The following is a 21,078-nucleotide window of genomic DNA, read 5'->3' on the forward strand; positions in this document are numbered from 1 at the left end:
GGGTGGAGAACCAGCTACCTGCGGCTGGTGAGCGCTCCGGGTGTTTCCCGGCTGGTGACAGTGATTCGGCGCCCCTGCCGGAGTGGTTTGGTCAGTTCTCGTCCGTTACCACTTCGTGACCAACCGCCCCTGCTGCGGGCACCAACGACTCCAGCAACCGCAGCACCCGTTCGCCGTCGACCGCCTCGGGATCCAGCAACCACTGCACCTGCAACCCGTCCGACGCGGCGATGCTCAGCGACGCCAGATCGGTCGGGTCCAGATCCGCACGGATCCGCCCGTCCGCCTGGTCCCGCGCGATCAGCTCGGACAGCTGCCCGCGCAGCCGGGCGAAGCGCTCCCGCATGAACTCGGTCGTCGAGGGGTGCCCCTGCCCGACCGCGTCGGCCGCCAACGTCGTGTAGAGCTGCACGAGCCCGGGGACCTCGCGGTTCCGGCCCGCGCTCTCACGCATGTCCCCGATCGCCGACTGCAGGCGGTCGGGAGCGTGCTGCTCGCGGACCTCGTGCTCGCGGTACACGGCGAGCAGCAGTTCGTCCCGCGACGGGAAGTAGTGCCGCAGCGCCGCGTGGGTGATGCCGAGCGCCTCGGCGACGGACCGCAGCGACGACGCGTCCACGCCCTGTTCGGCGACCATCCGGATCATCTCGTCGAGGATCTGCGTCCGCCGCTCCGCGCCCTTGCGGTAGCTGCGCCGGGGCGCGGTCTCGGCGTCGTCATCGGCGGTCATCCTGTCAACTTACCGCTGGAAGGTTTCCGGTGGGGGAAACCGACGGGAGGCACGGTGCGGGCTGGCACCGGGCCTCCAGTCCGTCAGCTGGTCGCGTCGACCGTCTCGCGCACCGTGTACTCGTCGGCTGGCTCCGGCACCGCCTCGGCGAGCGCTCCGACCACCTGGCCGAGCGCGTGCGCGACCGCCTGGTTGTCGCCGTCGGACAGCCCGTCGAAGACCTCGACCACGATCTGGTGGAAGTGGGCGTAGGACGCCTCGATCGTGGCGGCGGCCTGCTCCGTCGGCTCGAGCACCTGTGCCCGGCGGTCGGACGGGTGCGCCGTCCGCACGACGTCTCCGCGCTCGACCAGGGCGTCCACCAGCTTGGTGACCGAGGCGTTCGACACCGCGAGCATCACCGCCAGGTCCTTGGGCCCCATCGCCCGCTCGTCGCGGTGGGCCTGCAGCAGGTACCGGACGGCCAGGAACTCGTTCTTCGACATGCCGCTCTCGGTGCGGGCGTGCTCGATCTGCTGCTCCTCGGCGTGCTGCAGGCGGAGCAGGGCGTCGACGGCGCGCTGGGCTGCTGCGGACCGCGGCTGACGGCCGTACAGGTGGTGGTGCTCGCGGCGGACGACGGTCAACGGCATGGGGTCAGGAGCTCCTGGTCAGGAACGGGGGACCGAGAAGAAGTCGGCGTACGAGGGCTCGGTGCGCCGGGACAGCAGCGACGGGTCCTCGATCCGAGCCGAGACCCAGGCGTCGATGACGTCCGGGGCGGTCAGGCCGACGCGGGGGTGGGAGCCGGCGATCCGCGTGTTCCGCTGGACTCCGAGGTACGTGCTGCGCATGCGTGCTTCCACCTTCCTGGCCATCTCGATGCGTCCGTGTCGGACGCCGAGAGTGTTTCAGAACGTGAACGGTTCGTGCAATGAACGGTTCGTCTTCTGTACGTTTCGCGCACCGAACCGTTCGAGGCCGCCGCCGCGGAGCGGGCCGGACGTGCGGGGTGGCCGGGGATAGCGTCGAGTCATGGACCTCCAACTCACAGACCGTGTCGCGCTCGTCGTCGGAGGGAAGGGCTACATCGGCGCCGCCGTCGCCGACCGACTCCGTGCAGAAGGGGCCACGGTCGTCGTGGCCTCTCGAAGTGCCGGCGACGACGGCGTCGCGATCGACACCGCCTCGCAGGAGTCGGTCGATGCCGGTGTCCGCGCGGTCCTCGAACAACACGGTCGGATCGACGTCCTGGTCGTCACCGCAGCTCCGAGCGCGGGAACGCTCGACCCGGCCCGCAAGTCCGACCCCGACCAGGTCGCCGGCGCGGTCGACGGCAAGGCGCTCGGGTTCCTGCGGGTCGCGAACGCCGTGCTGCCCGCGCAGCGCGACGCCGGCTTCGGTCGGGTCGTCGTGATCAGCGGACAGAACGCCTACATCTCGGGCAACATCACCGCGTCACTCCGCAATGCGGCGACGAACATCATCGCGAAGAACCTGGCCGACGAGTCCGCCGGGTCGGGCGTCACCGTGAACGTGGTCAACCCGGGTACCGTGACCGACGAGCCGTCGGGCAGCGTGCAGCGCGGCGCCGGCGGCGAGTCGAGCCCGCAGCAGATCGCCGACCTGGTCGCGTTCCTGTCGTCGCCACTGTCGGTCGTGTCCGGCGAGTCGATCTCGATCGCGCACCGGATGCTCGGGTCCGTGTCGGTCTGACCCGTGCCCCGCGACGTCGCGAAGGTCGTCTGCTACGTCGTGCACGCGGAGCACCTCCTCGTGTTCACGCACGACGGGCTGCCGATGACGGTGACGGGCGTGCAGGTCCCTGCCGGCACCATCGAGCGCGACGAGTCCCCGGAGCACGCAGCGGAGCGTGAGCTGTTCGAGGAGACCGGACACCGGGGTTCCGTGCTCCGTCCGCTCGGCGTCGAGCGCTACGACCTCCGTCCGGCGCGCGACGAGATCGCGGTGCGGCACTTCTTCCTGATGTCGATGGCCGACGTGGACCTCGACGAGCGGTGGCAGGCCGGTGAGGCCTCGCGGTCGGACGGTGGGCCCGCGGTCTCGTGGACGTGCTGGTGGCTGCCACTCCGCGACGCGCATGTGCTCGCCGCCGGCCTGGGTGCGCAGATCGGGGCCGCATGACCGCGCCGCCGGGATCAGGACCGGATCTGGTCGGCAAGCGCCGCCACGACTGCCGCGTCGTCCGTGCGCGCGGCGTCGACGACCAGGGCGCCTTCGTGGGTGGGTGGCTCGAAGGTCGCCGCGTGCTCGGCGAGCACGGCGTCGGTGACGTCCGCTCGGAGCCCTGACCGACGGTTCGACCGGACCCGGGCCCGCTGCAGCTCCGGGTCGATCTGCACCCAGACGAGGACGAAGGGCACGCCCGCGCGGTCCGCGTCCGCACGCCACGCGTCACGGACGAACCGCGGTGACCCGGTGTCGTCGACGATGACGTGCGTTCCGTCCGCGAGCATGCCGGCCACCCGTTCGTGGGCGATGCGGTTCGTCGTCGCCCACTCCTCGAGCGGGATGCCCTGGCCGCCGTCCAGCCCGCGCTCGTCGTTGATGCGGTCGAGGCTCGTGATCTGGGCACCGAGCTCCTCGGCGAGGCGCGCTGCGAGGGTGCTCTTGCCGGAGAAGGACAGTCCGCAGGTCAGCACCAGTGCCATGCGCCGAACCTACAAGCAGGTCGGCTTGATAAGTTTATCAAGATGGCCTGGCACCCGCGATAAATTTATCGTGACGCTACGCTGTCCGACATGCGGTCACCTCTCTCGAATCCGTTCCAGCCCGGCTCGGATGTCGTTCCCGATGTCTGGGTGGGTCGGGTCGAGCAACTGAGCGACTGGAGGGACGTCGTCCGTCCACGACGGCTCGCTGGGCTGTACGAAACCGGGCGGACGATCCTCGGTGAACCCGGCACGGGCAAGTCAAGTCTCGTCCGTAAGATCGCGCGCGACGCCGCGGACGCAGGCGACTGGGTGACCCCACAGATCCGGATGCCATCCGGCGCCGATCCGCTGAGGCTCGTTGCCGCCGCCGTTCTCCGGCTGGCCGACCGAGCTGGTCTGCGCTCGTCATCGCGGCAACGCGTGCTCGATCTCCTCGCCCGGGTCGAGCAGGTCGCGGTCTCCGGGTTCTCGTTGGGAATGCGACCAGGCGAGGGACAGGAACCCTTCACGGCCTTGTTCGAACTGCTCGTCGAGCTCGGTCAGGCCGCGATCGAGAACAACGTGGTCGTCCTGATCCACATCGACGAAGTGCAGAACATCGCGGACGAAGCAGCGCTCTCGCAGCTGCTCATCGCCCTCGGAGACGCTCTGGCGCACGAAGTGACTATCACGGCACCCGGCGGCGTCGAGATCGAACGGTTCCTCCCGATCACGGTGTACCTCACCGGGCTGCCGGACTTCGAGGACATGGCTGGGGCCCGGAAGGGCGCCACGTTCGCCCGCCGCTTCCGAACGGTCACGCTGACCGCACTCGCTGAAGACGACCTGCTCGCGGCACTCCAGCCGTTCGTCCTCGACGGCTGGCAGACCGCTTCGCCGGACGGGACTCCAGAACGGGTCTGGATGCACCCGGAGGCCGTCCGGGCGATCGTGGCGCTGTGCTCCGGCGAACCGTTCCTGTTCCAGCTTGCCGGACAACGCGCCTGGAATGCCTCGGACCGACCGATGATCTCGTCCGACGACGTCCGCGCGGGATGGCGTGGTGCGGAGGGCGAGGCGTCGGCACACGTCGAGCGGATCCTCAACCGCCTGCCGCCCCGCGAGCACGAGTTCGTGGACGCGATGGCCGCACTCCCACCAGCCGAGCGACAGCTGACGAACATCGCTGCTCGGATGGGGATGGCATCTGCCACGCAAGCGGGCCCGTCATCGCAGCGACTGGACAGAGTGCGGGGGATCATCACCCGGGGACGGCTGTACTCGTTCCGCAATCGAGCAGTCGAGGCGTACCTGACCTCGGACTGGCCCCGCGTCGACTGATGTCATCCGGTGGCTTCACCGCGGTGGGTCAGGGCCGCGTGTAGTCGAACTGCAGGCGCATCCGGTCCCCGCGGAACACGATCGTCGAGTACTCGAACCGGGTACCGGCCCGGTCGGAGATGACGTCGGTGAGCTGCAGCGCCGGGTCCCCGCGGCGCAGGTCGAGCAGGGTGGCGTCGGACTCGGCGACGGCAACGGCCTCGAGCGTCTCGGCAACGTCGTGCATCGCCAGGCCGAAGGCGTCCTCGAGGACCACGCAGAGTTGCTCACCGACGACGTCGAGCCCGGCGAGGGTCGGGGCCATCGCCGCCGGCACGAACGAGCGGTGCACGCTCAGGGGCTTGCCGTCGACCGATCGCAGTCGCACGATCGCGAACACGTCGTCGTCGGCGCCGAGTCCCAGGCGGTCCCGCACACGCGCCGGAGCGGGGCCGCGGTCGAGCGCGACGAGCTCGGTGGTGATGTCGTACCCGAGCACCTCGAGCTGCTCGCGGATGCCGCGGTAGGCGGGTGACACCGCGCTGATCTTGTCCGGCGCGACGAACGTGCCCTTGCCCGGGACGCGGGTCAGCAGGCCGTCGGCGGCGAGCTTGTTGAGCACGCCGCGCACCGTCATGCGGCTCAGCCCGTAGTGCCGGTTGAGCTCGTTCTCGGACGGGATCCGCTGACTCGGCAGCCACTCACCGCTGGCGATCTTGGCCGTGAAGATGTCCTCGAGCTGCTGGTAGATGGGCACGACGGAGTCGCGTTCCACTGCGTCGATCACGGACCACCTCGCTGCTCGGCCGACTCACATCGGATGATCGGTCAGTTTACTTGTCGAGCCCTGTCTAGACAGGTACAGTCCGAGCACGTCGTCGATGCGGACGACCATCCCACGACGGAGTGAGGAGTGCCGATGGACGTGTCCACCAGGGCGATGACCAGGACGGCCCGCGATGACGGGTACGCGGTCCCGGCCGTGAACGTCTTCGACGAGCTGAGCATGCGCGCGGTGATCGCCGCAGCCACACGGACACAGGCACCACTCATCGTGCAGATCTCCGTGAAGACCGTCCGGAGCTCGGGGACCGCGTTCACCACGGACCTGTTCCGAGCCCTCACCCGCGACGTCACCGTGCCGGTCGCCCTGCACCTGGACCACTGCCCGGACCGCGCCGTGCTCGACGACGTGATCGCCGCCGGCTGGTCCAGCGTCCTGTTCGACGCGTCGGACCGCGACCTGGACGCCGCGGTGCGTGAGACCGGCGAGGTGACCGCGACAGCGCACGCCGCGGGCGTCGACGTGGAGTCCGAGATCGAGAACATCCTGGGCGTCGAGGACGGGGTCGGCAGCGACGCGTCACGGCACGCGTACTCGGTCGAGCAACTGGCCGACGTCGCCGCACGGACCGACGCCGACCTGGTCGCCCCGCAGCTCGGCACGAGCCACGGCCTGTACAAGGCGGACCCCGTGCTGCTGCCCGAGCGCGCGGCCGAACTCGCGGCGCTGACCGACCGGCCGATCGTCCTGCACGGGGGCACCGGCCTGAGCGCAGCGGACTTCCGCTCGTTCATCGACGCCGGGGTGTCGAAGATCAACATCTCCACCGCGGTCAAGCACGCCTACATGCGGGCCTCGCTGGCACACCTCGAACAGGCCCGCGCATCCGACAGCTGGGACCCGCCCAAGCTCGTCACCGCGATCGAGTCCGCCGTCACCGACGTCATCGCCGAACACGTGACGTGGTTCGGCGCGGACGGCAGGGCCGGGCGCCGATGACGCACGCGCTGGTGTTCGACTGCGACGGCGTGCTCGCCGACACCGAACGCGACGGCCACCTGCCGGCCTTCAACGAGACGTTCGCGCACTTCGGCCTGCCGGTCCGGTGGAGCGAGGACGACTACGCGAGCGTCCTGCGGATCGGCGGCGGCAAGGAACGCCTGGCGTCGTTGCTGACACCGGACTTCGTGGGCCGAGCGGGCCTCCCGTCCGACCCCCAGGACCAGCGGGCCGCCGTCGCCGAGTGGCACGCCGAGAAGACGCGCCGGTACACGGCCCGGGTCCGGGCGGGCGCGCTGCCGGCTCGACCCGGCATCGCACGCATCGTGCACGCAGCGCACGACGCCGGATGGCGACTGGCGATCGCCTCGACGTCGGCCGAGGCGTCGGTGCGAGCGGTGCTCGAGCACGTCGTCGGCCAGGACGCGGCCGCGTGGTTCGCGGTGTTCGCCGGTGACGTGGTGCCGCGCAAGAAACCGGCGCCGGACGTCTACGAGCTGGCGATCCGCGAGCTCGGCGTGCCCGCGGACGAGACGGTCGTGGTCGAGGACAGCGCCAACGGCCTGCGCGCCGCCGTCGCCGCCGGGTTGTGCACCGTCGTCACCGTCAGCAGCTACACCGCCGACGAGGACTTCACCGGCGCCGCCCTGGTCGTCGACAGCCTGGGCGACCTGCCCGACACCCCGGACCGGGTGCTGCAGGACCCGCACCACGTCGAGCCGGCCGGTCAGGTCACGCTCGACACCCTCACCGAACTGCTGCGACTGACCGGAGGACGACCGTGACCACCGAAGCCACCACCCGACTGGCGACCGTCGTGCAGCGCATCGCGCAGACCTGCGTCGACAACGAGACGGCCTTCTCGGACCTGGACGCCGTCGCCGGGGACGGCGACTTCGGGTACTCACTGGCCCGCGGGTTCGAGATCGTGCTCGCCGAGTTCGACGGGTACGACCAGGAGGACCCCGGCGCGTTCCTGCAACGGGTCGCGATGACGATGAGCAGCCGGATCGGCGGCACGTCCGGTCCGATCTGGGGCACCGCGTTCCTGCGGGCCGCAGGGGTCGTCAAGGGCAAGCGGGACCTGGGCACCGAGGACGTCGTCGCCATGCTCCGAGCGGCGGTCGAGGGGATCAAGAAGCGCGGTGGCGCCGACCTGGGCGACAAGACCCTGCTCGATGCGATCGTGCCGATGACGGACGCGATCGAGGCCGACGCCGGCGGGGACTCGGACGGTGCTGCGATCGCCCGCCACGCCGCCCAGGTCGCACGGAGCGCGGCGGACGCGACCTCGGCGCTGCAGGCCCGGCGTGGCCGCGCGTCGTACACCGGCGAGCGCAGCATCGGGTCGCCGGACCCGGGCGCCGTCGCCGTCGCGGTGCTGGCCGAACGCATCGCCGAGACCTGGTGAGACCCGACCCGACCCGACCCGACCCAGCCCGACCGGACCCAGCCCGACCGGACCCAGCCCGACCCGAGACACCCCGACCCGAACCGGCCGGTCCGAACCGACCCGAGCCACCCCGCGACCCATCACGAAGGAGTGAGGCACCCGCAATGAAGAAGTTCGTCAACGACCCGAAGCAGTTCGTCCCCGACATGCTCAAGGGGCTCGCACTCGCGAACCCCGACACCCTGACCTACGACCCCGAGTACAACCTCGTGGTCCGGGCCGACGCCCCGAACGACGACAAGGTGTCGATCGTGCAGGGGTCCGGCTCGGGGCACGAACCCGCGCACGTCATGGTCGTGGGCAAGGGCATGCTCGACGCCGCCTGCCCCGGTGACGTGTTCGCCGCACCGCCGACGGACTACGTGATCGCGGCCGCCCGACGGGTGAACAGCGCCAAGGGCGTGCTGCTGCTCGTGAACAACTACACGGGCGACAAGATGGCGTTCGAGATGGCCGAGGAGTTCGCCGAGGCCGAGGGCATCAAGGTCAGGACGCTCTTCATCGACGACGACGTCGCGGTCAAGGACTCCACGTACACGATCGGCCGCCGCGGTGTCGCGGGGAACTTCTTCGTCATCAAGGCCGTCGGTGCCGCGGCCGAGGCGGGAGCGGACCTGGACGAGGTGGTGCGGGTCGGCGAGAAGGTGAACGCGGTGACGCGCACGATGGGCGTCGCGCTGACGGCCTGCACGCCCCCGGCCAAGGGCTCCCCGCTGTTCGAGCTCGGCGACGACGAGATCGAGGTCGGTGTCGGCATCCACGGTGAACCCGGGCGGGCACGGCAGAAGATCGTGCCGGCGGACGAGATCGTGGACATCCTGCTCGACCCGATCGTGTCCGACCTGCCCTTCTCGAGCGGGGACCGGGTCGCGCTCATGGTGAACGGGCTCGGCGGCACCCCGATCAGCGAGCTGTACCTGCTGTACGGGATCGCGCACGAGAAGCTCGTCGCGCAGGGCATCACCCCGGTGCGCAGCTACGTCGGCGAGTACTGCACGTCGCTCGACATGGCCGGGGCGTCGATCACGCTGGTCAAGCTCGACGACGAGGTCGAGGAACTGCTCGCCGCCCCCGCCGAGATCCCGATCCGCACGTTCTGACCACCAGACCACGGCGTCGGATCCGGCGCCGCCGCACTGTGACCAAGGAGGATCACATGGCAACGAACCACGCAGTCGCGTACAAGGGACCGGGGCAGGTCGAGGTCATCGACGTCGACTACCCGACCTTCGAACTGCACGACGGGCCGGGCGTCAACCCCGCCAACGTCGGGCGCAAGGTCAACCACGGCGCGATCCTGCGCACCGTGGCGACGAACATCTGCGGCAGTGACCAGCACATGGTCCGCGGTCGCACCACCGCTCCCACCGACCTGGTGCTCGGGCACGAGATCACCGGCGAGGTGGTCGAGGTGGGCCCGGACGTCGAGTTCATCAAGGTCGGCGACCTGGTGTCCGTGCCGTTCAACATCGCCTGCGGCCGCTGCCGGAACTGCAAGGAGCGTAAGACCGGCATCTGTCTCAACGTCAACCCGGACCGTCCGGGCAGCGCGTACGGCTACGTCGACATGGGCGGCTGGGTCGGTGGACAGGCCGAGTACGTGCTGGTGCCCTACGCCGACTGGAACCTGCTGAAGTTCCCGGACAAGGACCAGGCGATGGAGAAGATCCTGGACCTGGCGATGCTGTCCGACATCTTCCCCACCGGGTTCCACGGCGCGGTCACCGCGGGCGTCGAGGTCGGTTCGACCGTCTACGTCGCGGGCGCCGGCCCGGTCGGACTCGCCGCCGCCACGGGGGCGCTGTTGCTCGGTGCGAGCGTCGTCATCGTCGGCGACATGAACGCCGACCGCCTGGCCCAGGCCCGCAGCTTCGGCTGCGAGACCGTGGACCTGACGAAGGGCGACCCGGCCGACCAGATCGACCAGATCCTGGGCGAACCGCTGGTGGACTGCGGCATCGACGCCGTCGGGTTCGAGGCGAAGGGCCACGGGTCCGGATCGGGTTCCGAGGCGCCGGCGACGGTCCTCAACTCGCTGATGGACGTCACGGCGGCCGGCGGAGCGCTCGGGATCCCCGGGCTCTACGTCACGGGTGACCCGGGCGGGGTCGACGACGCCGCCAAGAAGGGCTCGCTGTCCCTGAGCCTGGGCACCGGCTGGGCGAAGTCGCTGTCGTTCACGACGGGCCAGTGCCCGGTCATGAAGTACAACCGGCAGCTGATGATGGCGATCCTGCACGACCGGACCAGCATCGCGGCGAACGTCAACGCCAAGGCGATCGGCCTGGAGGACGCTCCGCGCGGCTACGCCGAGTTCGACAAGGGTGCGGCGACGAAGTACGTGCTGAACCCGAACGGCCTGATCAAGGCAGCCTGATCACGGCGGCCTGAGGGCCGGCACCCCACCGGACGGGAGGCTCGGTGCCAGCTGGCACCGGGCCTCCCGTCCGCACGTGGTCCAGCCGGATCTCGCCCGGACGACCCAGCGCGTTCACCCGCTGGAGCGATGTCCGGACCGTCGCGAGCACCGAGGCTGGGACCATGCCCACCTCGACCACCCGCACCACCGCCGCCACCCTCGTCGTCATCGCCGTCGTCATCGGGGTGGCCTGCTGGGCGATCGGTGGCGCACACGCCCCGGACAGCACCGACACTCGCAGCAGCGACAGCAGCACCGTCTCCCGGACCGTCGGCAGCTCCGGCGTCACCGTGACCAGCGGCACCGACAGCACAGCGGGATGAGCGCCACTCACCACCGTGTCGGGCGCCGTGCGATGATCGAGCCGTGAGGGACGGGCGCGGGTTCATCAGGCCGCTCCCCCTGCGGTCGATCGTGGTCGACCTGGCGTGGGCACTGGTCGCCGCCGTGGTCTTCCTGGCCCCGATCGACCTCGAACTCGAACACGCGAGCCTGCTGGCCGTGGTCGCCGCGACGCTCGCGATCGCCGTCCGTCGTCTGTCCCCGTCCGGCGCGATGCTCGTCGCGGTCGCCCTCGGTGTGGTCCAGGTGCTCGGTGGTGAACGCCCGTCACTCGTCGACCTCGCCCTGTTCGTGGTGGTCGGCAGCGTCGCGATCGTCGGGACGCGGACCGAGGTCGTGCTGGCCGGTGTGCTGTCGGTCGTCGCCGGCGCCACCGCGTCGATGTACCTCGCCCACACGGGGTACCGGTTCGCGGTGCTGTTGAACGGCCCCCGCGACCAGGCCGCGATCGTGCTGGCCGCCCCGGCGTTGGCGCTGGTGTCCGTGTGGGCGACCGGCCTGGCGACGCGGGCGGTCCGGTCGCAGGTCCTCGAGTCGGTCCGCCGCGCCGATGCCGAAGCCGCGGCCAGCCGGGCAGAAGAGCTGGCCAGCCGCGCCGAGGCCGTGGCCACCCGTGCCGTCGACGAAGCCGAGTCCGAACGCATCCGCGCCGACATCGCCCGCGACGTGCACGACGTGGTCGGCCACTCGCTGGCGGTCATCATCGCGCAGGCGGACTCGGTGCCGTTCCTCGACGACGAGGCCCGCATCCGCGAGGTCAGCGCGACGATCGCCAGCACCGCCCGCAGCTCGCTGGTCGAGGTCCGTCAGGTGCTCGGGCACATCGACGGCTCGGACATCGGCACCGATCCGGCGTCGCTCGAGGCGATCGTGCAGGGCATCCGCGAAGCCGGGGTCGACGTCGAGCACACCGTCCGCGGTGACGCCGGTTCGCTGGGCCACGAGACCGGCACGGCAGCCCGTCGGGTGCTGCAGGAGATGCTGACGAACGCGCTGCGGCACGGCGCTCCCGGTGGCAGCGTCACGGTGCGCGAGACCTGGCGGTCGGCAGACCTGGTGCTCGAGGTGGAGAACGCGGTGCCCGTCGTCGAGCAGCCCGTCGGCGAGGGGCTCGACATCGACCCACGCCCGTCCACCGCGGGGTCCGGCCGCGGCCTGACGGGCATGCAGTCCCGCTTGGCCGCCCTCGGCGGGTCGTTCGACGCCGCCGTCCTCGACGCCGTGTTCAGTGCACGCGCCCGCATCCCGTTCGACGTCCATGGGGGGACCAACCGATGACCGATCCGATCCGCATCCTGCTCACCGACGACCAGGCCCTGTTCCGCGCGGGCCTGCGCGTCGTGCTCGACGCCCAGCCCGACATGGTCGTCGTCGGCGAGGCCTCCGACGGCGCCGAGGCGCTCGCACTCGTCCCGGATCTCCGGCCGGACGTCCTCCTGCTCGACATGCGCATGGCGGGCATGGACGGTGTCGAGACCGTCCGCCGGCTGTTCTCCGGTGCGGTCGAGGGTCCGCTGCCCCGCGTGGTCGTCCTGACGACGTTCGGCCTGGACCCGGCGGCCGCCACGGCGATCCGCCTGGGCGCGAGCGGGTTCCTGCTCAAGGACACCACGCCGCCGTTCCTGTTCGCGGCGGTCCGGGCGGTGCACGAGGGGAGCTCGGTGATCGCGCCGAACGACCTGTCGCAGCTGTTCGGCGCCGACGTCGAGCGTGCGCCGGCCCCGCAGCCGTCCGAGTTCCAGACGCTGACCGACCGCGAGCGCATCGTGTTCGGGTGGGCGTCGCGCGGGCTGTCGAACGCGGAGATCGCGGCGCGGGAGTTCGTCACCGAGTCCACGGTCAAGACGCAGATCTCGAGCATCCTCGGCAAGCTGGCGCTGCGCGACCGGGTGCAGCTGGTCGTCTACGCGCACGACCACGGCCTGGCCGGCGCCCGCGACGCCTAGTCCGCGGCAGGCGCCTGGTCGGCAGTAGGCGCTGCCCCAGCAGCCGGGCCCTGGAACCCGATCAACCACGTGACCCCGAAGCGGTCACGCACCTGCCCGTCGTGGTCGCCCCACGGCCGGAGCGTCAGCGGGTCGAGCACCGTGCCGCCCTCGGCGAGCGCGTCGAACCACCGTGCCGAGGTCGCCGCGTCCGCCGCTCCGAGCAGCGCGAACAGCACGCCGTCGACGACCGTCGGGTGCTCGCCGTCGGCGGTGTCGGCCGCGAAGACGTCGACCGGACCGCGCAGCTCGCCGTGGGCGATCGCGTCGCCCGGCCCGTCCTGACGGCCGAACTCGGCGAAGGTGTGCCGCTCGACCGTGCCGCCGAACACCTGCTGCCAGGTGTCGAGGGCGTCGGCGGCGGTTCCGGAGAAGTGGAAGTACGGCACGGGTGCGCTCATGCAGGAACCGTACTGCTGCGCTCAGCCGAGGGCCAGGACCTCGTCGAGCACCTGTTCGACGGCGGCGGGGTCGTGGGCGAACCGGCCGAGGAACAGTCCGCCGATGCGTCCGTGGCCACGCGTCAGCAGACCGGGTCCGGCGCTGCCGCCGTACAGCACCGTGCTGCCTGCCAGCTCGGCTCGCCTCGCCAGGTGCGCCGCCAGACCCTCGAGCACCGCGACGACGTGCTGGTCCGGCGCGGGCTCGGCCGCGCCGATCGCCCACACCGGCTCGTAGGCCACCGTGAGTGGTCCGGTCACGCCGGCGGCGTCGGACTCGGACAGCGCGCGGTCGAGCTGCGCGGTCACGTCCGACACGGCGTCGTCCGTCGCTGCGTCGTCCGTCGCTGCGTCGTCCGCACGGGAGGGCCGGGTCGTCTCACCGACGCAGACCAGCGGCCGCAGGTGGTTGCGGAACGCCGCGTGCACCTTGGCGGCGACGACCGCGTCCGTCTCGTGGAACAGCGCGCGGCGCTCGGCGTGCCCGATCTCGACCAGGTCGACCCCGATCTCGTGCAGCTCGGCGCCGGAGACCTCACCGGTGAAGGGCCCGTCGTCGGCCCACCCGAGGTCCTGTGCGGCGAGCTGCACACCCGACCCTGCGAGCAGCTCGTGTACGGGCACGAGCGCCGGGAACGTCGGCGCCACGAACAGCGTCGCCGCGCCGGACAGCACGGCCGGGTGCCGACGGGCGATGTCCGCGACGGCCCCCGCCCACGCCAGGGTCCGGGCGTGCGAGAAGTAGGTCTTCAGCGAGATCCCGATCGTGGTCACGGCGCCACCGCGGCGACGATCAGCGCGAAGGACACGGCTCCCGGGTCCGCGGTGCCGACGGCCTGCTCGGCGTGGGTCCGCGCGCGGCCCTTGCGCGGGAGCATCGCGGCGGTCGCGTCGGCGGCCGAGCGCGCCGCGTCGGACGCCGCGCGCCAGGCCTGGGCAACGGGTGCTCCGCCGTCGAGCTGCTGACGCAGGACCGTGTCGAACGGCACGAGCGCGTCGACCATCGTCTTGTCACCGGGGACCGCGCCGAAGGCCAGCACCGCTTCGGTGGCGGCGTGCACCGCGTCCGCGACGCGCGCACCCGTCGGACGCTCGTCGTCGCCGAGGACGCGACCCAGGGCCTCCAGTCCGGCTCCCCAGATCGCGCCGGAGGTGCCACCGGCCCGGTCGGACCAGGCGTCCGCGGCGATCCGCAGCACGCTCCCCGCACCGGCACCGGCCTCGACCGCATCGGCCGCTGCGGTGTCGGCCGCGTGCGCACCGCGCTGCATGCCGATGCCGTGGTCCCCGTCCCCGGCAACCGCATCCAGCCGGCCGAGGTCGTCGGCGTGCTCGTCGACGACGGCTCGGGCGGCGGCGAGGGCGCGCGCGACGGATGCGCCGACCTGGCGTGAGTCGTCGGACGCGGGGCCGATGGTGACGGCCTGCAGGTCGGCTTCGGCCTCGGCCGCGGCGACCGGCTGCTGGGGCAGCGCGCCGCCCTTGCGGAACGCGGGGGTGTGGGCCGGCGCTGCCCAGAGTGCCTCGAGTTCGTCGTCCAGCCAGAACAGCGTGAGCGACACCCCGGCCATGTCGAAGCTCGTGACCAGCTCACCGACCTCGGGTTCGACCAGCACGGTGCCGGCGTCGGCGAGCAGCCGCTGCACCGAGCGGTAGACGACGAAGAGCTCCTCGTACTTGACGCTGCCCAGCCCGTTCAGGATCGGCACGACCCGTGCGCCGTCGACCACGACGCCCTCGGGGAGCTCGTCGAGCAGCCGCGTCACCAGCAGCTGGGCCAGTCCGTCGGCAGTCGGCACATCGGTCTCGTCGATCCCGCGTTCGCCGTGGATGCCCATGCCGACCGCCATCCGACCGGCCGGCACCGTGAACAGCGGCTCGGCTGCGCCGGGCAACGAACACCCGGAGAACGCGACGCCGAACGAGCGGGTCCGGTCGTTCGCCCGCTCGGCGACGGCCGTGACGGCGTCCAGGTCACGCCCTTGCTCGGCCGCGGCACCCGCGACCTTGAACACGCAGAGGTCCCCGGCGATGCCGCGACGCTCGTGCGCCCGGTCGGCCGGCCCGGAGACGACGTCGTCCGTCACCCGGACGGTCCGGACCGGGATCCCGTCCTGCTCGAGCGTGCGCGCCGCGGCGTCGAAGTTCAGGACGTCACCGGCGTAGTTGCCGTAGCTCAGCAGGACACCGCCGCCGTGCTCGGACGCACGGGCGACGCCGGCGACCTGCTGGGCGCTCGGGCTGGCGAACAGGTTGCCGAGCGCGGCACCCGCGGCCAGCCCCGGGCCGACCAGCCCACCGAACGCCGGGTAGTGGCCGGAGCCACCGCCGATGACGACGGCGACGGTGCCGTCCGGGCTCGTGGTCGACCGGGCGACGCCACCGTGCACGCGGCGCACCCAGCGGTCGTTCGCCGCGACGAAGCCCTCGGTCGCCTGGTCGGCGAAGTCCGCGGGGTCGTTGAACAGTCGGGTCATCGTGTCGTCTCCTTCGTCGCCACGTGCGAGGTGTCGAGCAACTCGTCGGCCCGGGCCCCGCGGAAGAACTTGGTGCAGAAGATCATCACCGCGGCCACGAAGGCGAGCACCCCCAGGGACACGATGCCGAACGCACCACTGTCGGTCGGGACCACCTCGTTGATGGCCGTGCGCATGATCGGGGCGACGAACCCGCCCAGGTTGCCGAGCGAGTTGATCAGGCCGATGCCCGCGGCGGCCGCGGCCCCGGTCAGGAACGCCGTCGGGTACGCCCAGGTGATCGGGCCGACCGCCAGGAAGCTCGCCACGGCCAGCGTGATGAACAGGATGCCGAGCACGGGCTGCCCGTTCGCACCCGCCCACGCCGAGCCCAGGATCGACAACCCCGTCGTGACGTAGAACATCGCGCCCCAGCGGCGGCGCCGTCCCACCGTGTCGGCGCGTGAGCCGATCAGGTAACAGGCGACGAGTCCGACCAGCCACGGGATCGCGGTGACCAGGCCGACCTGCCAGCCGACGTCCTGCCCGAGCAGCGACGACACCTGCTGCGGCAGGTAGAACGTCGTGCCGTACACGGCGACCTGCAGGCAGAAGTAGATGATCGTGAAGTACCAGACGCGGCCGCTGGCCATCGCCTTCCAGATGCCGGTCGGGCCGTCCTGGCTGCGGGCGGTGTCCTCGCGTTCCATCGCGGCCGTCAGCGATGCCTTCTCCCCCGGCTCGAGCCACTTCGCCTGCTGCGGACTGTTCGTCAGGAACACCACCGCGGCGACACCGGCCAGGACCGCCAGCACCCCTTCGCCCGCGAACATGACCTGCCACCCGTGGAACGGCGTGGCCTGGTCGCCGACGCTGATCAACCCGCCGGACAACGGTGCGCCGATCATCTGTGAGAACGGCTGTGCCAGGTAGAAGATCGCGAACATCCGCACGCGGACCTTGTTCGGGAACCACTCGGACAGGTACATGATGACGCCGGGGAACAGTCCCGCCTCGGTCACCCCCAGGATGAACCGCAGCACGATGAACATCGTGTCGTTCGTCGTGAAGGCGAACAGGGCGGCGACGATGCCCCACGTGATCGCGATGCGGGCGAGCCAGAACCGGGCACCGAACCGCTTGAGCAGCAGGTTCGACGGGATCTCGAAGATGGCGTAGCCGATGAAGAAGATGCCGGCGCCGAGCGCGAACGCCGCGTCCGAGATGCCACGGTCGACCCGCAGCGCCTCTTCTGCGAAGCCGACGTTGGTGCGGTCGAGGAAGGCGACGAAGTACAGGATGACGAGCATCGGCATCAGGTGCTTGGTCGCCTTGCCGATGGCGGACCGCAGGCCGGGGTCGTTGGTCGATCCGAGCGCGGGGGCAGGGGGCAGTGACACGGGGTTCGCTCCTTTGCGAGCACGGTGCGGGACTGGAGGCGCGGATCGCGCCGGTCACGACCGGTCACGTTCCGCGGGCGGCCGGGCCTAGTGCATGTACAGGCCGCCGTCGACGTTCAGGGTCTGGCCGGTGACGAACCCGGCGTCCTCGCTGATCAGGTACGCCACCGCCGCGGCGATGTCCCGCGGGGTGCCGATGCGGGGCAGGACCCCGTCGGCGGCCATCGCGGTCTTGCGTTCCTCGGTCAGCGTGCCGCCCATGATGTCGGTGTCGATCGGGCCGGGGGCGATCGCGTTGACGGTCACACCGCGCGGGCCGAGTTCGCGGGCGAGTCCCCGGGTGAGCCCGATGACGCCGGCCTTGGCGACCGTGTACGGCGTCTTGCTGAAGGTGCCGCCGCCGCGTTGTGCGGAGACCGAGGACAGGGTGACGATGCGTCCGTACCCGTTCGTCACCATCGACTCCGCCGCTCGCAGGCTGGCGAAGTGCACGCCGTCCAGGTTGATCGACAGCACCCGGTGCCACTCCCCCGGCGGCAGGTCCAGGTAGGCGTGCGCCGACGAGACGCCCGCCAGGTTCACGAGGGCGACGAGCGGCGCGAGCTCGGCCTCGATCGTGTCGAACGCGGCGCGGACCGCTGCTTCGTCGGAGACGTCCGCGCCGACGCCGACGGCACGGACGCCGTGCTGCTCGTGGACCTCGGCAGCGACGGCGCGTGACGCGTCGTCGTCCAGGTCGATGATCCCGACGTCCCACCCCGCCTCGGCCAGGTGGTGTGCGGTGGCGCGGCCGATGCCGCGCGGCGATGCCGCCCCGGTGAGGACGACCGTCCTGCTCTGGTGCTCGGTGCTCATGGTCGTCTCCCTCAGTGGATCGGTGCCGGGCCGAGCTCGTCCAACAGCCGCTGCATGGCGACGTAGGCACGGTTGCGGTAGGCGACCAGCTCGGGGGTGCGGTCGGCCGGCACGTCCAGGTAGCCCGAGCCTGACTTCGTGCCGAGTTCGCCGGCATCGACGTGCTGCTGCAGCGTCGGTGGTGTGGCGAAGCGCTCGGGCCAGCGGGTCTGCAGCGACTCGAAGCAGAACGCGTAGACGTCGAGCCCGGCCATGTCCGCGATGGCGAACGGGCCGAAGAACGGCAGGCGGAACCCGAACGTGGTGCGGACGATGGTGTCGATGTCGTCCGGGGTCGCGATGCCCTCGTCGGCGATCTTCGATGCCTCGTCGAACAGTGCGTACTGCAGGCGGTTCAGCACGAACCCGGTGGAGTCCTTCACCCTGGCGGACTGCTTGCCGGTGGCGGCCACCACGGCCTCGCCGACCTCGACCGTGTGGTCGTTCGTCGTCGGGTGCGGGATCAGCTCGACGCCCGGGATGAAGGGCGCCGGGTTCGAGAAGTGCACCCCGAGGAAGCGTTCCGGGTTCGTGACGGCCTCGGCGAGCGACGCGATCAGGATCGTCGACGTGTTCGACCCGATCACGGCGTCCGGGCGGGCGGCAGCGCTGATGCGGCGGAGGGTCTCGTGCTTGATCGCGAGCTTCTCGGGCACCGCTTCCTCGATGAAGTCCGCGGTCGCGACGGCGTCCTCGATCGTCTCCGCGGCACTGAGGTGCTCACGCACCCGCTCCACGGCATCCTCGGGGAACAGGCCGTCGGCGACGAACTGGGCGGTCTCGCCGAGCAGTCGGTCGAGGTTGGCGCGGGCGATGTCGCCCGAGACGTCGGCGATCCGGACGGTGTGCCCGGCCAGGGCCAGGACCTGGGCGATGCCGCCGCCCATGTAGCCGGATCCGACGACGGCGATGTCGAGGGTGCTCATCGAGTTGCTCCTTCGGTGGTGGTGCTGAAGTCCGCGGTCGCCAGGACGCCCCGGATGTACTGCTGGTTCGTGGCGCAGACACCCAGGCTGTCCCCGCCGTACTGCTCGGTCATGACGATGCCGCGGAACCCGTCCGCCACCGCGTCGCGCAGGACCTGGCGGTAGTTGATGAGCCCGGTCTCCATCGTGCTCGGGACGCTCGTCGCCCAGCTGCCGTCGGCCGACTCGTCGCGCGTGTAGTTCTTGACGTGCAGGTAGTTGGCGTAGGGCATGGTCTTCGCGAAGAGCTCGCGCCACTGCTCGACCGGGCGGTGCAGCCGGATCAGGTTGGCGACGTCGGCGTTCAGCCCGACGGTGTCGAGTCCGATCTCGTCGACCAGGCGGACCGCACTGTCGGCGGTGCCCAGGTACGTGTCCTCGTACAGTTCGAGCGCCATCGGCAGTCCGACCGACGCCGCGTGCTCGCCGAGTTCGCGCAGTCGGGACACCGCGGCGGCCCACACCTCGGGGTCGTCCGGGTCCTTCGGGCCCTGCGCCGTCCAGAACCACAGCGCGCGCTTCTGGGCGTCGTTGAAGGGCTGGTGCAGACCGGTCGAGAACACCTGCATGCCCCACTCGGCGGCTGCGTCGATCGTGCGGTGCGCGTACGCCAGGTTCTCGGCCTCGTGTCCGGGCTGGATGACGCTGCGGCGCTGCAGGTGCACGGACGGGATCCCGATGCCGTGCGCCCGGGCGACGGCGAACAGCTCGTCGCGGCGCGAGGGCTCGAGGTCGGCGGGGCGGATGTGGCTGTCGGCGAGTTCGGCCAGCGAGAACCCCGCGGCGGCGATCTGGCCGAACACGTCGTCCCACACCGCCGGGTCCGCGTCGTGCATGGCCACGCCGTCGCGGCCGACGGCGGGGAAACCGTGCAGGCAGGCGGCGATCGGCCACGTGTCGGCGGTCCAGGTCGTCGTGTCCCAGTCCTGCTGGACCCAGTCCTGCGGTGTGCTCACGGAGTGCTCCCTTGCGACTACGGTGTGCGGTTCGTCTCTGAACCTCTTTCCTGTAGGAAAGATACTCCGACCACGGCAGATCGCAACAGGTCGTACCGAAGTGGGACCAAACCCCTCTGACGGGGGGCTCCGAAGAAGACCGGGCTCGGAGGATCAGGACGCCCGTGCCGCTGACCCGAACTTCGGCACGGGCGTCCGTCCCCGTATCAGGACGACGACTCCCCGGCAGGCCGCTGACCCGAACTTCGGCACGGGCGTCCGTCCCCGTCACAGAGGATCAGGACGTCGCGCCTCCACAGGCCGCTGACCCGAACTTCGGCACGGGCGTCCGTCCCCGTCACAGAGGATCAGGACGTCGCGCCCCCACAGGCCGCTGACCCGAACTTCGGCACGGGCGTCCGTCCCCGTCACAGAGGATCAGGACGTCGCGCCCCCACAGGCCGCTGACCCGAACCTCGGCACGGACGTCCGTCCCCGTCACAGAGGATCAGGACGTCGCGCCCCCAAGGGCCGCTGACCCGAACCTCGGCACGGGCGTCCGTCCCCGTCACAGAGGATCAGGACGTCGCGCGTCAGAGCGTGTGGGACGCGTCCGCCCGCGACCGCTCACGCACGGCGTCGATGTGCGCCCGCATCGCCGCGACCGCCGCAGCTGGATCGACCGCCAGCGCGTCGATGATCGCCTGGTGCTCGTGCACGGCACGGTCGGTGTCGTCGTCCCCGCCCTCGACCATCTGCCGCATCCGGTGCACCCGGGTGGTGATGGCCTCGGACATCTCTTGCAGGAACGGGTTACGCGTCGCGTCGAACAGCACCTGGTGGAACTGCCAGTCGCTGCGGAAGAAGCGGGCCATCGTCTCCTCGGACGCGGCCCCCGCGCCCACCCGCGCGATGTCGGCGGCGACCTCGGCCTGTTCGGCGAGCGCAGCCTCCAGTCGGGCGCGCAGCGCCACCACGTCACCGCGAGCCGCCAGGTCGACCGCACCGGTCTCGACGATCAGGCGCGCGTCGAACAGTGCCTCGAGCTGCTCGCCGGCGAGCGGCGGCGCCACCCGGTAGCCCTTGTTCGCCTCGCGCACGACCAGACCGGTCCGTTCGAGCTGCACGAGCGCTTCGCGCACCGGGGTGGGCGAGACGCCCAGGGTGCGCGCCAGACCGTCGATCGACAGGCGCGTGCCCGGTTCGACGTCGTGGCCCATCAGCACGTCGAGCACCCGGTCGTAGACCCGGTCGCGCAGCCCGCGCTGCGTGATCCGTTCCGCTCCGAAGCCGGGCACCGTGGTCGTCACACCGTCGATCCTA

Annotated in this window: 24 protein-coding genes; 11 read left to right on the forward strand and 13 right to left on the reverse strand. The window is 71.1% G+C overall.

Annotation, left to right across the window (positions count from 1 at the left end; genetic code table 11):
* Positions 1-91: 91 nt before the first annotated feature.
* The 3 genes from ACLBWP_RS10470 to ACLBWP_RS10480 form a co-directional block, all read right to left on the reverse strand.
* Entirely contained in the window at positions 92-730 is a 639-nt protein-coding gene (locus tag ACLBWP_RS10470) for a TetR/AcrR family transcriptional regulator (RefSeq protein WP_243564472.1), read from the reverse strand.
* Positions 731-813: 83 nt separating this feature from the next.
* Positions 814-1,362, reverse strand: coding sequence for a MarR family winged helix-turn-helix transcriptional regulator (locus tag ACLBWP_RS10475; protein WP_243563532.1), 549 nt, complete (start codon positions 1,360-1,362; stop codon positions 814-816).
* Positions 1,363-1,380: 18 nt separating this feature from the next.
* Entirely contained in the window at positions 1,381-1,563 is a 183-nt protein-coding gene (locus ACLBWP_RS10480; protein ID WP_243563533.1) for a hypothetical protein, read from the reverse strand.
* 181 nt (positions 1,564-1,744) lie between these two features.
* Here ACLBWP_RS10480 and ACLBWP_RS10485 point away from each other — a divergent pair, with 181 nt between their 5' ends.
* On the forward strand, positions 1,745-2,425 hold the full coding sequence (locus ACLBWP_RS10485) for an SDR family NAD(P)-dependent oxidoreductase (protein WP_447655140.1): 681 nt from the start codon (positions 1,745-1,747) through the stop codon (positions 2,423-2,425).
* Positions 2,426-2,428: 3 nt separating this feature from the next.
* Positions 2,429-2,854, forward strand: coding sequence for an NUDIX domain-containing protein (locus ACLBWP_RS10490; RefSeq protein ID WP_447655141.1), 426 nt, complete (start codon positions 2,429-2,431; stop codon positions 2,852-2,854).
* Between the two features lie 14 nt (positions 2,855-2,868).
* Here the strand turns inward: ACLBWP_RS10490 and ACLBWP_RS10495 are convergent, their stop codons facing one another.
* Positions 2,869-3,381, reverse strand: a complete 513-nt coding sequence (locus ACLBWP_RS10495) for an AAA family ATPase (protein WP_447655142.1) — start codon at positions 3,379-3,381, stop codon at positions 2,869-2,871.
* 90 nt (positions 3,382-3,471) lie between these two features.
* Between ACLBWP_RS10495 and ACLBWP_RS10500 the strand changes: the two genes are divergently transcribed.
* Positions 3,472-4,704, forward strand: a complete 1,233-nt coding sequence (locus ACLBWP_RS10500) for an ATP-binding protein (protein WP_447655143.1) — start codon at positions 3,472-3,474, stop codon at positions 4,702-4,704.
* A gap of 28 nt (positions 4,705-4,732) precedes the next feature.
* Here ACLBWP_RS10500 and ACLBWP_RS10505 read toward each other — a convergent pair whose 3' ends face one another.
* Complete coding sequence (locus tag ACLBWP_RS10505; RefSeq protein ID WP_243563537.1) at positions 4,733-5,470, reverse strand: GntR family transcriptional regulator; 738 nt, start codon at positions 5,468-5,470, stop codon at positions 4,733-4,735.
* Positions 5,471-5,602: 132 nt separating this feature from the next.
* On the opposite strand from ACLBWP_RS10505, the gene ACLBWP_RS10510 reads away from it, so the two are divergent.
* From ACLBWP_RS10510 to ACLBWP_RS10545, 8 genes are all read left to right on the forward strand, one after another.
* Positions 5,603-6,466: a class II fructose-bisphosphate aldolase gene (locus tag ACLBWP_RS10510; RefSeq protein ID WP_447655144.1), complete on the forward strand. Its 864-nt coding sequence runs from the start codon at positions 5,603-5,605 to the stop codon at positions 6,464-6,466.
* Entirely contained in the window at positions 6,463-7,251 is a 789-nt protein-coding gene (locus ACLBWP_RS10515; RefSeq protein WP_447655145.1) for an HAD-IA family hydrolase, read from the forward strand. The genes ACLBWP_RS10510 and ACLBWP_RS10515 overlap by 4 nt, the downstream gene beginning before the upstream one ends.
* Positions 7,248-7,877 (forward strand): dihydroxyacetone kinase subunit DhaL, encoded by a 630-nt coding sequence (gene dhaL / locus ACLBWP_RS10520; RefSeq protein WP_447655146.1) that lies wholly within the window; start codon positions 7,248-7,250, stop codon positions 7,875-7,877. The genes ACLBWP_RS10515 and dhaL overlap by 4 nt, the downstream gene beginning before the upstream one ends.
* A gap of 146 nt (positions 7,878-8,023) precedes the next feature.
* The gene (gene dhaK / locus ACLBWP_RS10525; protein ID WP_447655147.1) at positions 8,024-9,019 is read left to right on the forward strand and encodes a dihydroxyacetone kinase subunit DhaK; all 996 of its coding nucleotides are present in this window, start codon (positions 8,024-8,026) and stop codon (positions 9,017-9,019) included.
* A gap of 56 nt (positions 9,020-9,075) precedes the next feature.
* The gene (fdhA, locus tag ACLBWP_RS10530) at positions 9,076-10,296 is read left to right on the forward strand and encodes a formaldehyde dehydrogenase, glutathione-independent (protein WP_243563542.1); all 1,221 of its coding nucleotides are present in this window, start codon (positions 9,076-9,078) and stop codon (positions 10,294-10,296) included.
* A 164-nt stretch (positions 10,297-10,460) separates the two neighbouring features.
* Complete coding sequence (locus ACLBWP_RS10535) at positions 10,461-10,661, forward strand: hypothetical protein (protein ID WP_447655148.1); 201 nt, start codon at positions 10,461-10,463, stop codon at positions 10,659-10,661.
* A gap of 43 nt (positions 10,662-10,704) precedes the next feature.
* Complete coding sequence (locus ACLBWP_RS10540) at positions 10,705-11,958, forward strand: sensor histidine kinase (protein ID WP_447655149.1); 1,254 nt, start codon at positions 10,705-10,707, stop codon at positions 11,956-11,958.
* A complete protein-coding gene (locus ACLBWP_RS10545) occupies positions 11,955-12,626 on the forward strand; it encodes a response regulator (protein WP_243563545.1) in 672 nt (223 codons plus the stop codon). The genes ACLBWP_RS10540 and ACLBWP_RS10545 overlap by 4 nt, the downstream gene beginning before the upstream one ends.
* Here the strand turns inward: ACLBWP_RS10545 and ACLBWP_RS10550 are convergent.
* The 8 genes from ACLBWP_RS10550 to ACLBWP_RS10585 form a co-directional block, all read right to left on the reverse strand.
* Positions 12,623-13,066, reverse strand: coding sequence for a VOC family protein (locus ACLBWP_RS10550; RefSeq protein WP_243563546.1), 444 nt, complete (start codon positions 13,064-13,066; stop codon positions 12,623-12,625). The two genes, ACLBWP_RS10545 and ACLBWP_RS10550, sit on opposite strands and share 4 nt — an antisense overlap.
* Positions 13,067-13,087: 21 nt before the next feature.
* Positions 13,088-13,879, reverse strand: coding sequence for a triose-phosphate isomerase family protein (locus ACLBWP_RS10555; protein ID WP_447655150.1), 792 nt, complete (start codon positions 13,877-13,879; stop codon positions 13,088-13,090).
* Entirely contained in the window at positions 13,876-15,582 is a 1,707-nt protein-coding gene (locus ACLBWP_RS10560; protein WP_447655151.1) for a dihydroxyacetone kinase family protein, read from the reverse strand. Before ACLBWP_RS10560 ends, ACLBWP_RS10555 begins: the two co-directional genes overlap by 4 nt.
* On the reverse strand, positions 15,579-16,961 hold the full coding sequence (locus ACLBWP_RS10565; protein ID WP_447655153.1) for an MFS transporter: 1,383 nt from the start codon (positions 16,959-16,961) through the stop codon (positions 15,579-15,581). Before ACLBWP_RS10565 ends, ACLBWP_RS10560 begins: the two co-directional genes overlap by 4 nt.
* Before the next feature lie 87 nt (positions 16,962-17,048).
* Positions 17,049-17,816 carry an SDR family NAD(P)-dependent oxidoreductase gene (locus ACLBWP_RS10570; protein WP_447655154.1) on the reverse strand — a complete coding sequence of 256 codons (768 nt, stop codon included), beginning with the start codon at positions 17,814-17,816 and terminating at the stop codon, positions 17,049-17,051.
* 11 nt (positions 17,817-17,827) lie between these two features.
* Positions 17,828-18,781: a 3-hydroxyacyl-CoA dehydrogenase family protein gene (locus ACLBWP_RS10575; protein WP_447655155.1), complete on the reverse strand. Its 954-nt coding sequence runs from the start codon at positions 18,779-18,781 to the stop codon at positions 17,828-17,830.
* Positions 18,778-19,776: a sugar phosphate isomerase/epimerase family protein gene (locus ACLBWP_RS10580; protein ID WP_447655156.1), complete on the reverse strand. Its 999-nt coding sequence runs from the start codon at positions 19,774-19,776 to the stop codon at positions 18,778-18,780. Before ACLBWP_RS10580 ends, ACLBWP_RS10575 begins: the two co-directional genes overlap by 4 nt.
* A gap of 572 nt (positions 19,777-20,348) precedes the next feature.
* Entirely contained in the window at positions 20,349-21,065 is a 717-nt protein-coding gene (locus ACLBWP_RS10585) for a GntR family transcriptional regulator (protein ID WP_447655157.1), read from the reverse strand.
* Positions 21,066-21,078 lie beyond the last annotated feature (13 nt).

It is taken from the genome of Microbacterium sp. M1A1_1b (genome assembly GCF_053345565.1).

Excerpts from the sequence above, each read along its gene's own strand:
- ACLBWP_RS10470 (WP_243564472.1), bottom strand. The coding sequence starts at position 730 with ATGACCGCCGATGACGACGCCGAGACCGCGCCCCGGCGCAGCTACCGC.
- ACLBWP_RS10475 (WP_243563532.1), bottom strand. The coding sequence starts at position 1,362 with ATGCCGTTGACCGTCGTCCGCCGCGAGCACCACCACCTGTACGGCCGT.
- ACLBWP_RS10480 (WP_243563533.1), bottom strand. The coding sequence starts at position 1,563 with ATGCGCAGCACGTACCTCGGAGTCCAGCGGAACACGCGGATCGCCGGC.
- ACLBWP_RS10485 (WP_447655140.1), top strand. The coding sequence starts at position 1,745 with ATGGACCTCCAACTCACAGACCGTGTCGCGCTCGTCGTCGGAGGGAAG.
- ACLBWP_RS10495 (WP_447655142.1), bottom strand. The coding sequence starts at position 3,381 with ATGGCACTGGTGCTGACCTGCGGACTGTCCTTCTCCGGCAAGAGCACC.
- ACLBWP_RS10500 (WP_447655143.1), top strand. The coding sequence starts at position 3,472 with ATGCGGTCACCTCTCTCGAATCCGTTCCAGCCCGGCTCGGATGTCGTT.
- ACLBWP_RS10510 (WP_447655144.1), top strand. The coding sequence starts at position 5,603 with ATGGACGTGTCCACCAGGGCGATGACCAGGACGGCCCGCGATGACGGG.
- ACLBWP_RS10515 (WP_447655145.1), top strand. The coding sequence starts at position 6,463 with ATGACGCACGCGCTGGTGTTCGACTGCGACGGCGTGCTCGCCGACACC.
- dhaK (WP_447655147.1), top strand. The coding sequence starts at position 8,024 with ATGAAGAAGTTCGTCAACGACCCGAAGCAGTTCGTCCCCGACATGCTC.
- fdhA (WP_243563542.1), top strand. The coding sequence starts at position 9,076 with ATGGCAACGAACCACGCAGTCGCGTACAAGGGACCGGGGCAGGTCGAG.
- ACLBWP_RS10535 (WP_447655148.1), top strand. The coding sequence starts at position 10,461 with ATGCCCACCTCGACCACCCGCACCACCGCCGCCACCCTCGTCGTCATC.
- ACLBWP_RS10545 (WP_243563545.1), top strand. The coding sequence starts at position 11,955 with ATGACCGATCCGATCCGCATCCTGCTCACCGACGACCAGGCCCTGTTC.
- ACLBWP_RS10550 (WP_243563546.1), bottom strand. The coding sequence starts at position 13,066 with ATGAGCGCACCCGTGCCGTACTTCCACTTCTCCGGAACCGCCGCCGAC.
- ACLBWP_RS10560 (WP_447655151.1), bottom strand. The coding sequence starts at position 15,582 with ATGACCCGACTGTTCAACGACCCCGCGGACTTCGCCGACCAGGCGACC.
- ACLBWP_RS10570 (WP_447655154.1), bottom strand. The coding sequence starts at position 17,816 with ATGAGCACCGAGCACCAGAGCAGGACGGTCGTCCTCACCGGGGCGGCA.
- ACLBWP_RS10575 (WP_447655155.1), bottom strand. The coding sequence starts at position 18,781 with ATGAGCACCCTCGACATCGCCGTCGTCGGATCCGGCTACATGGGCGGC.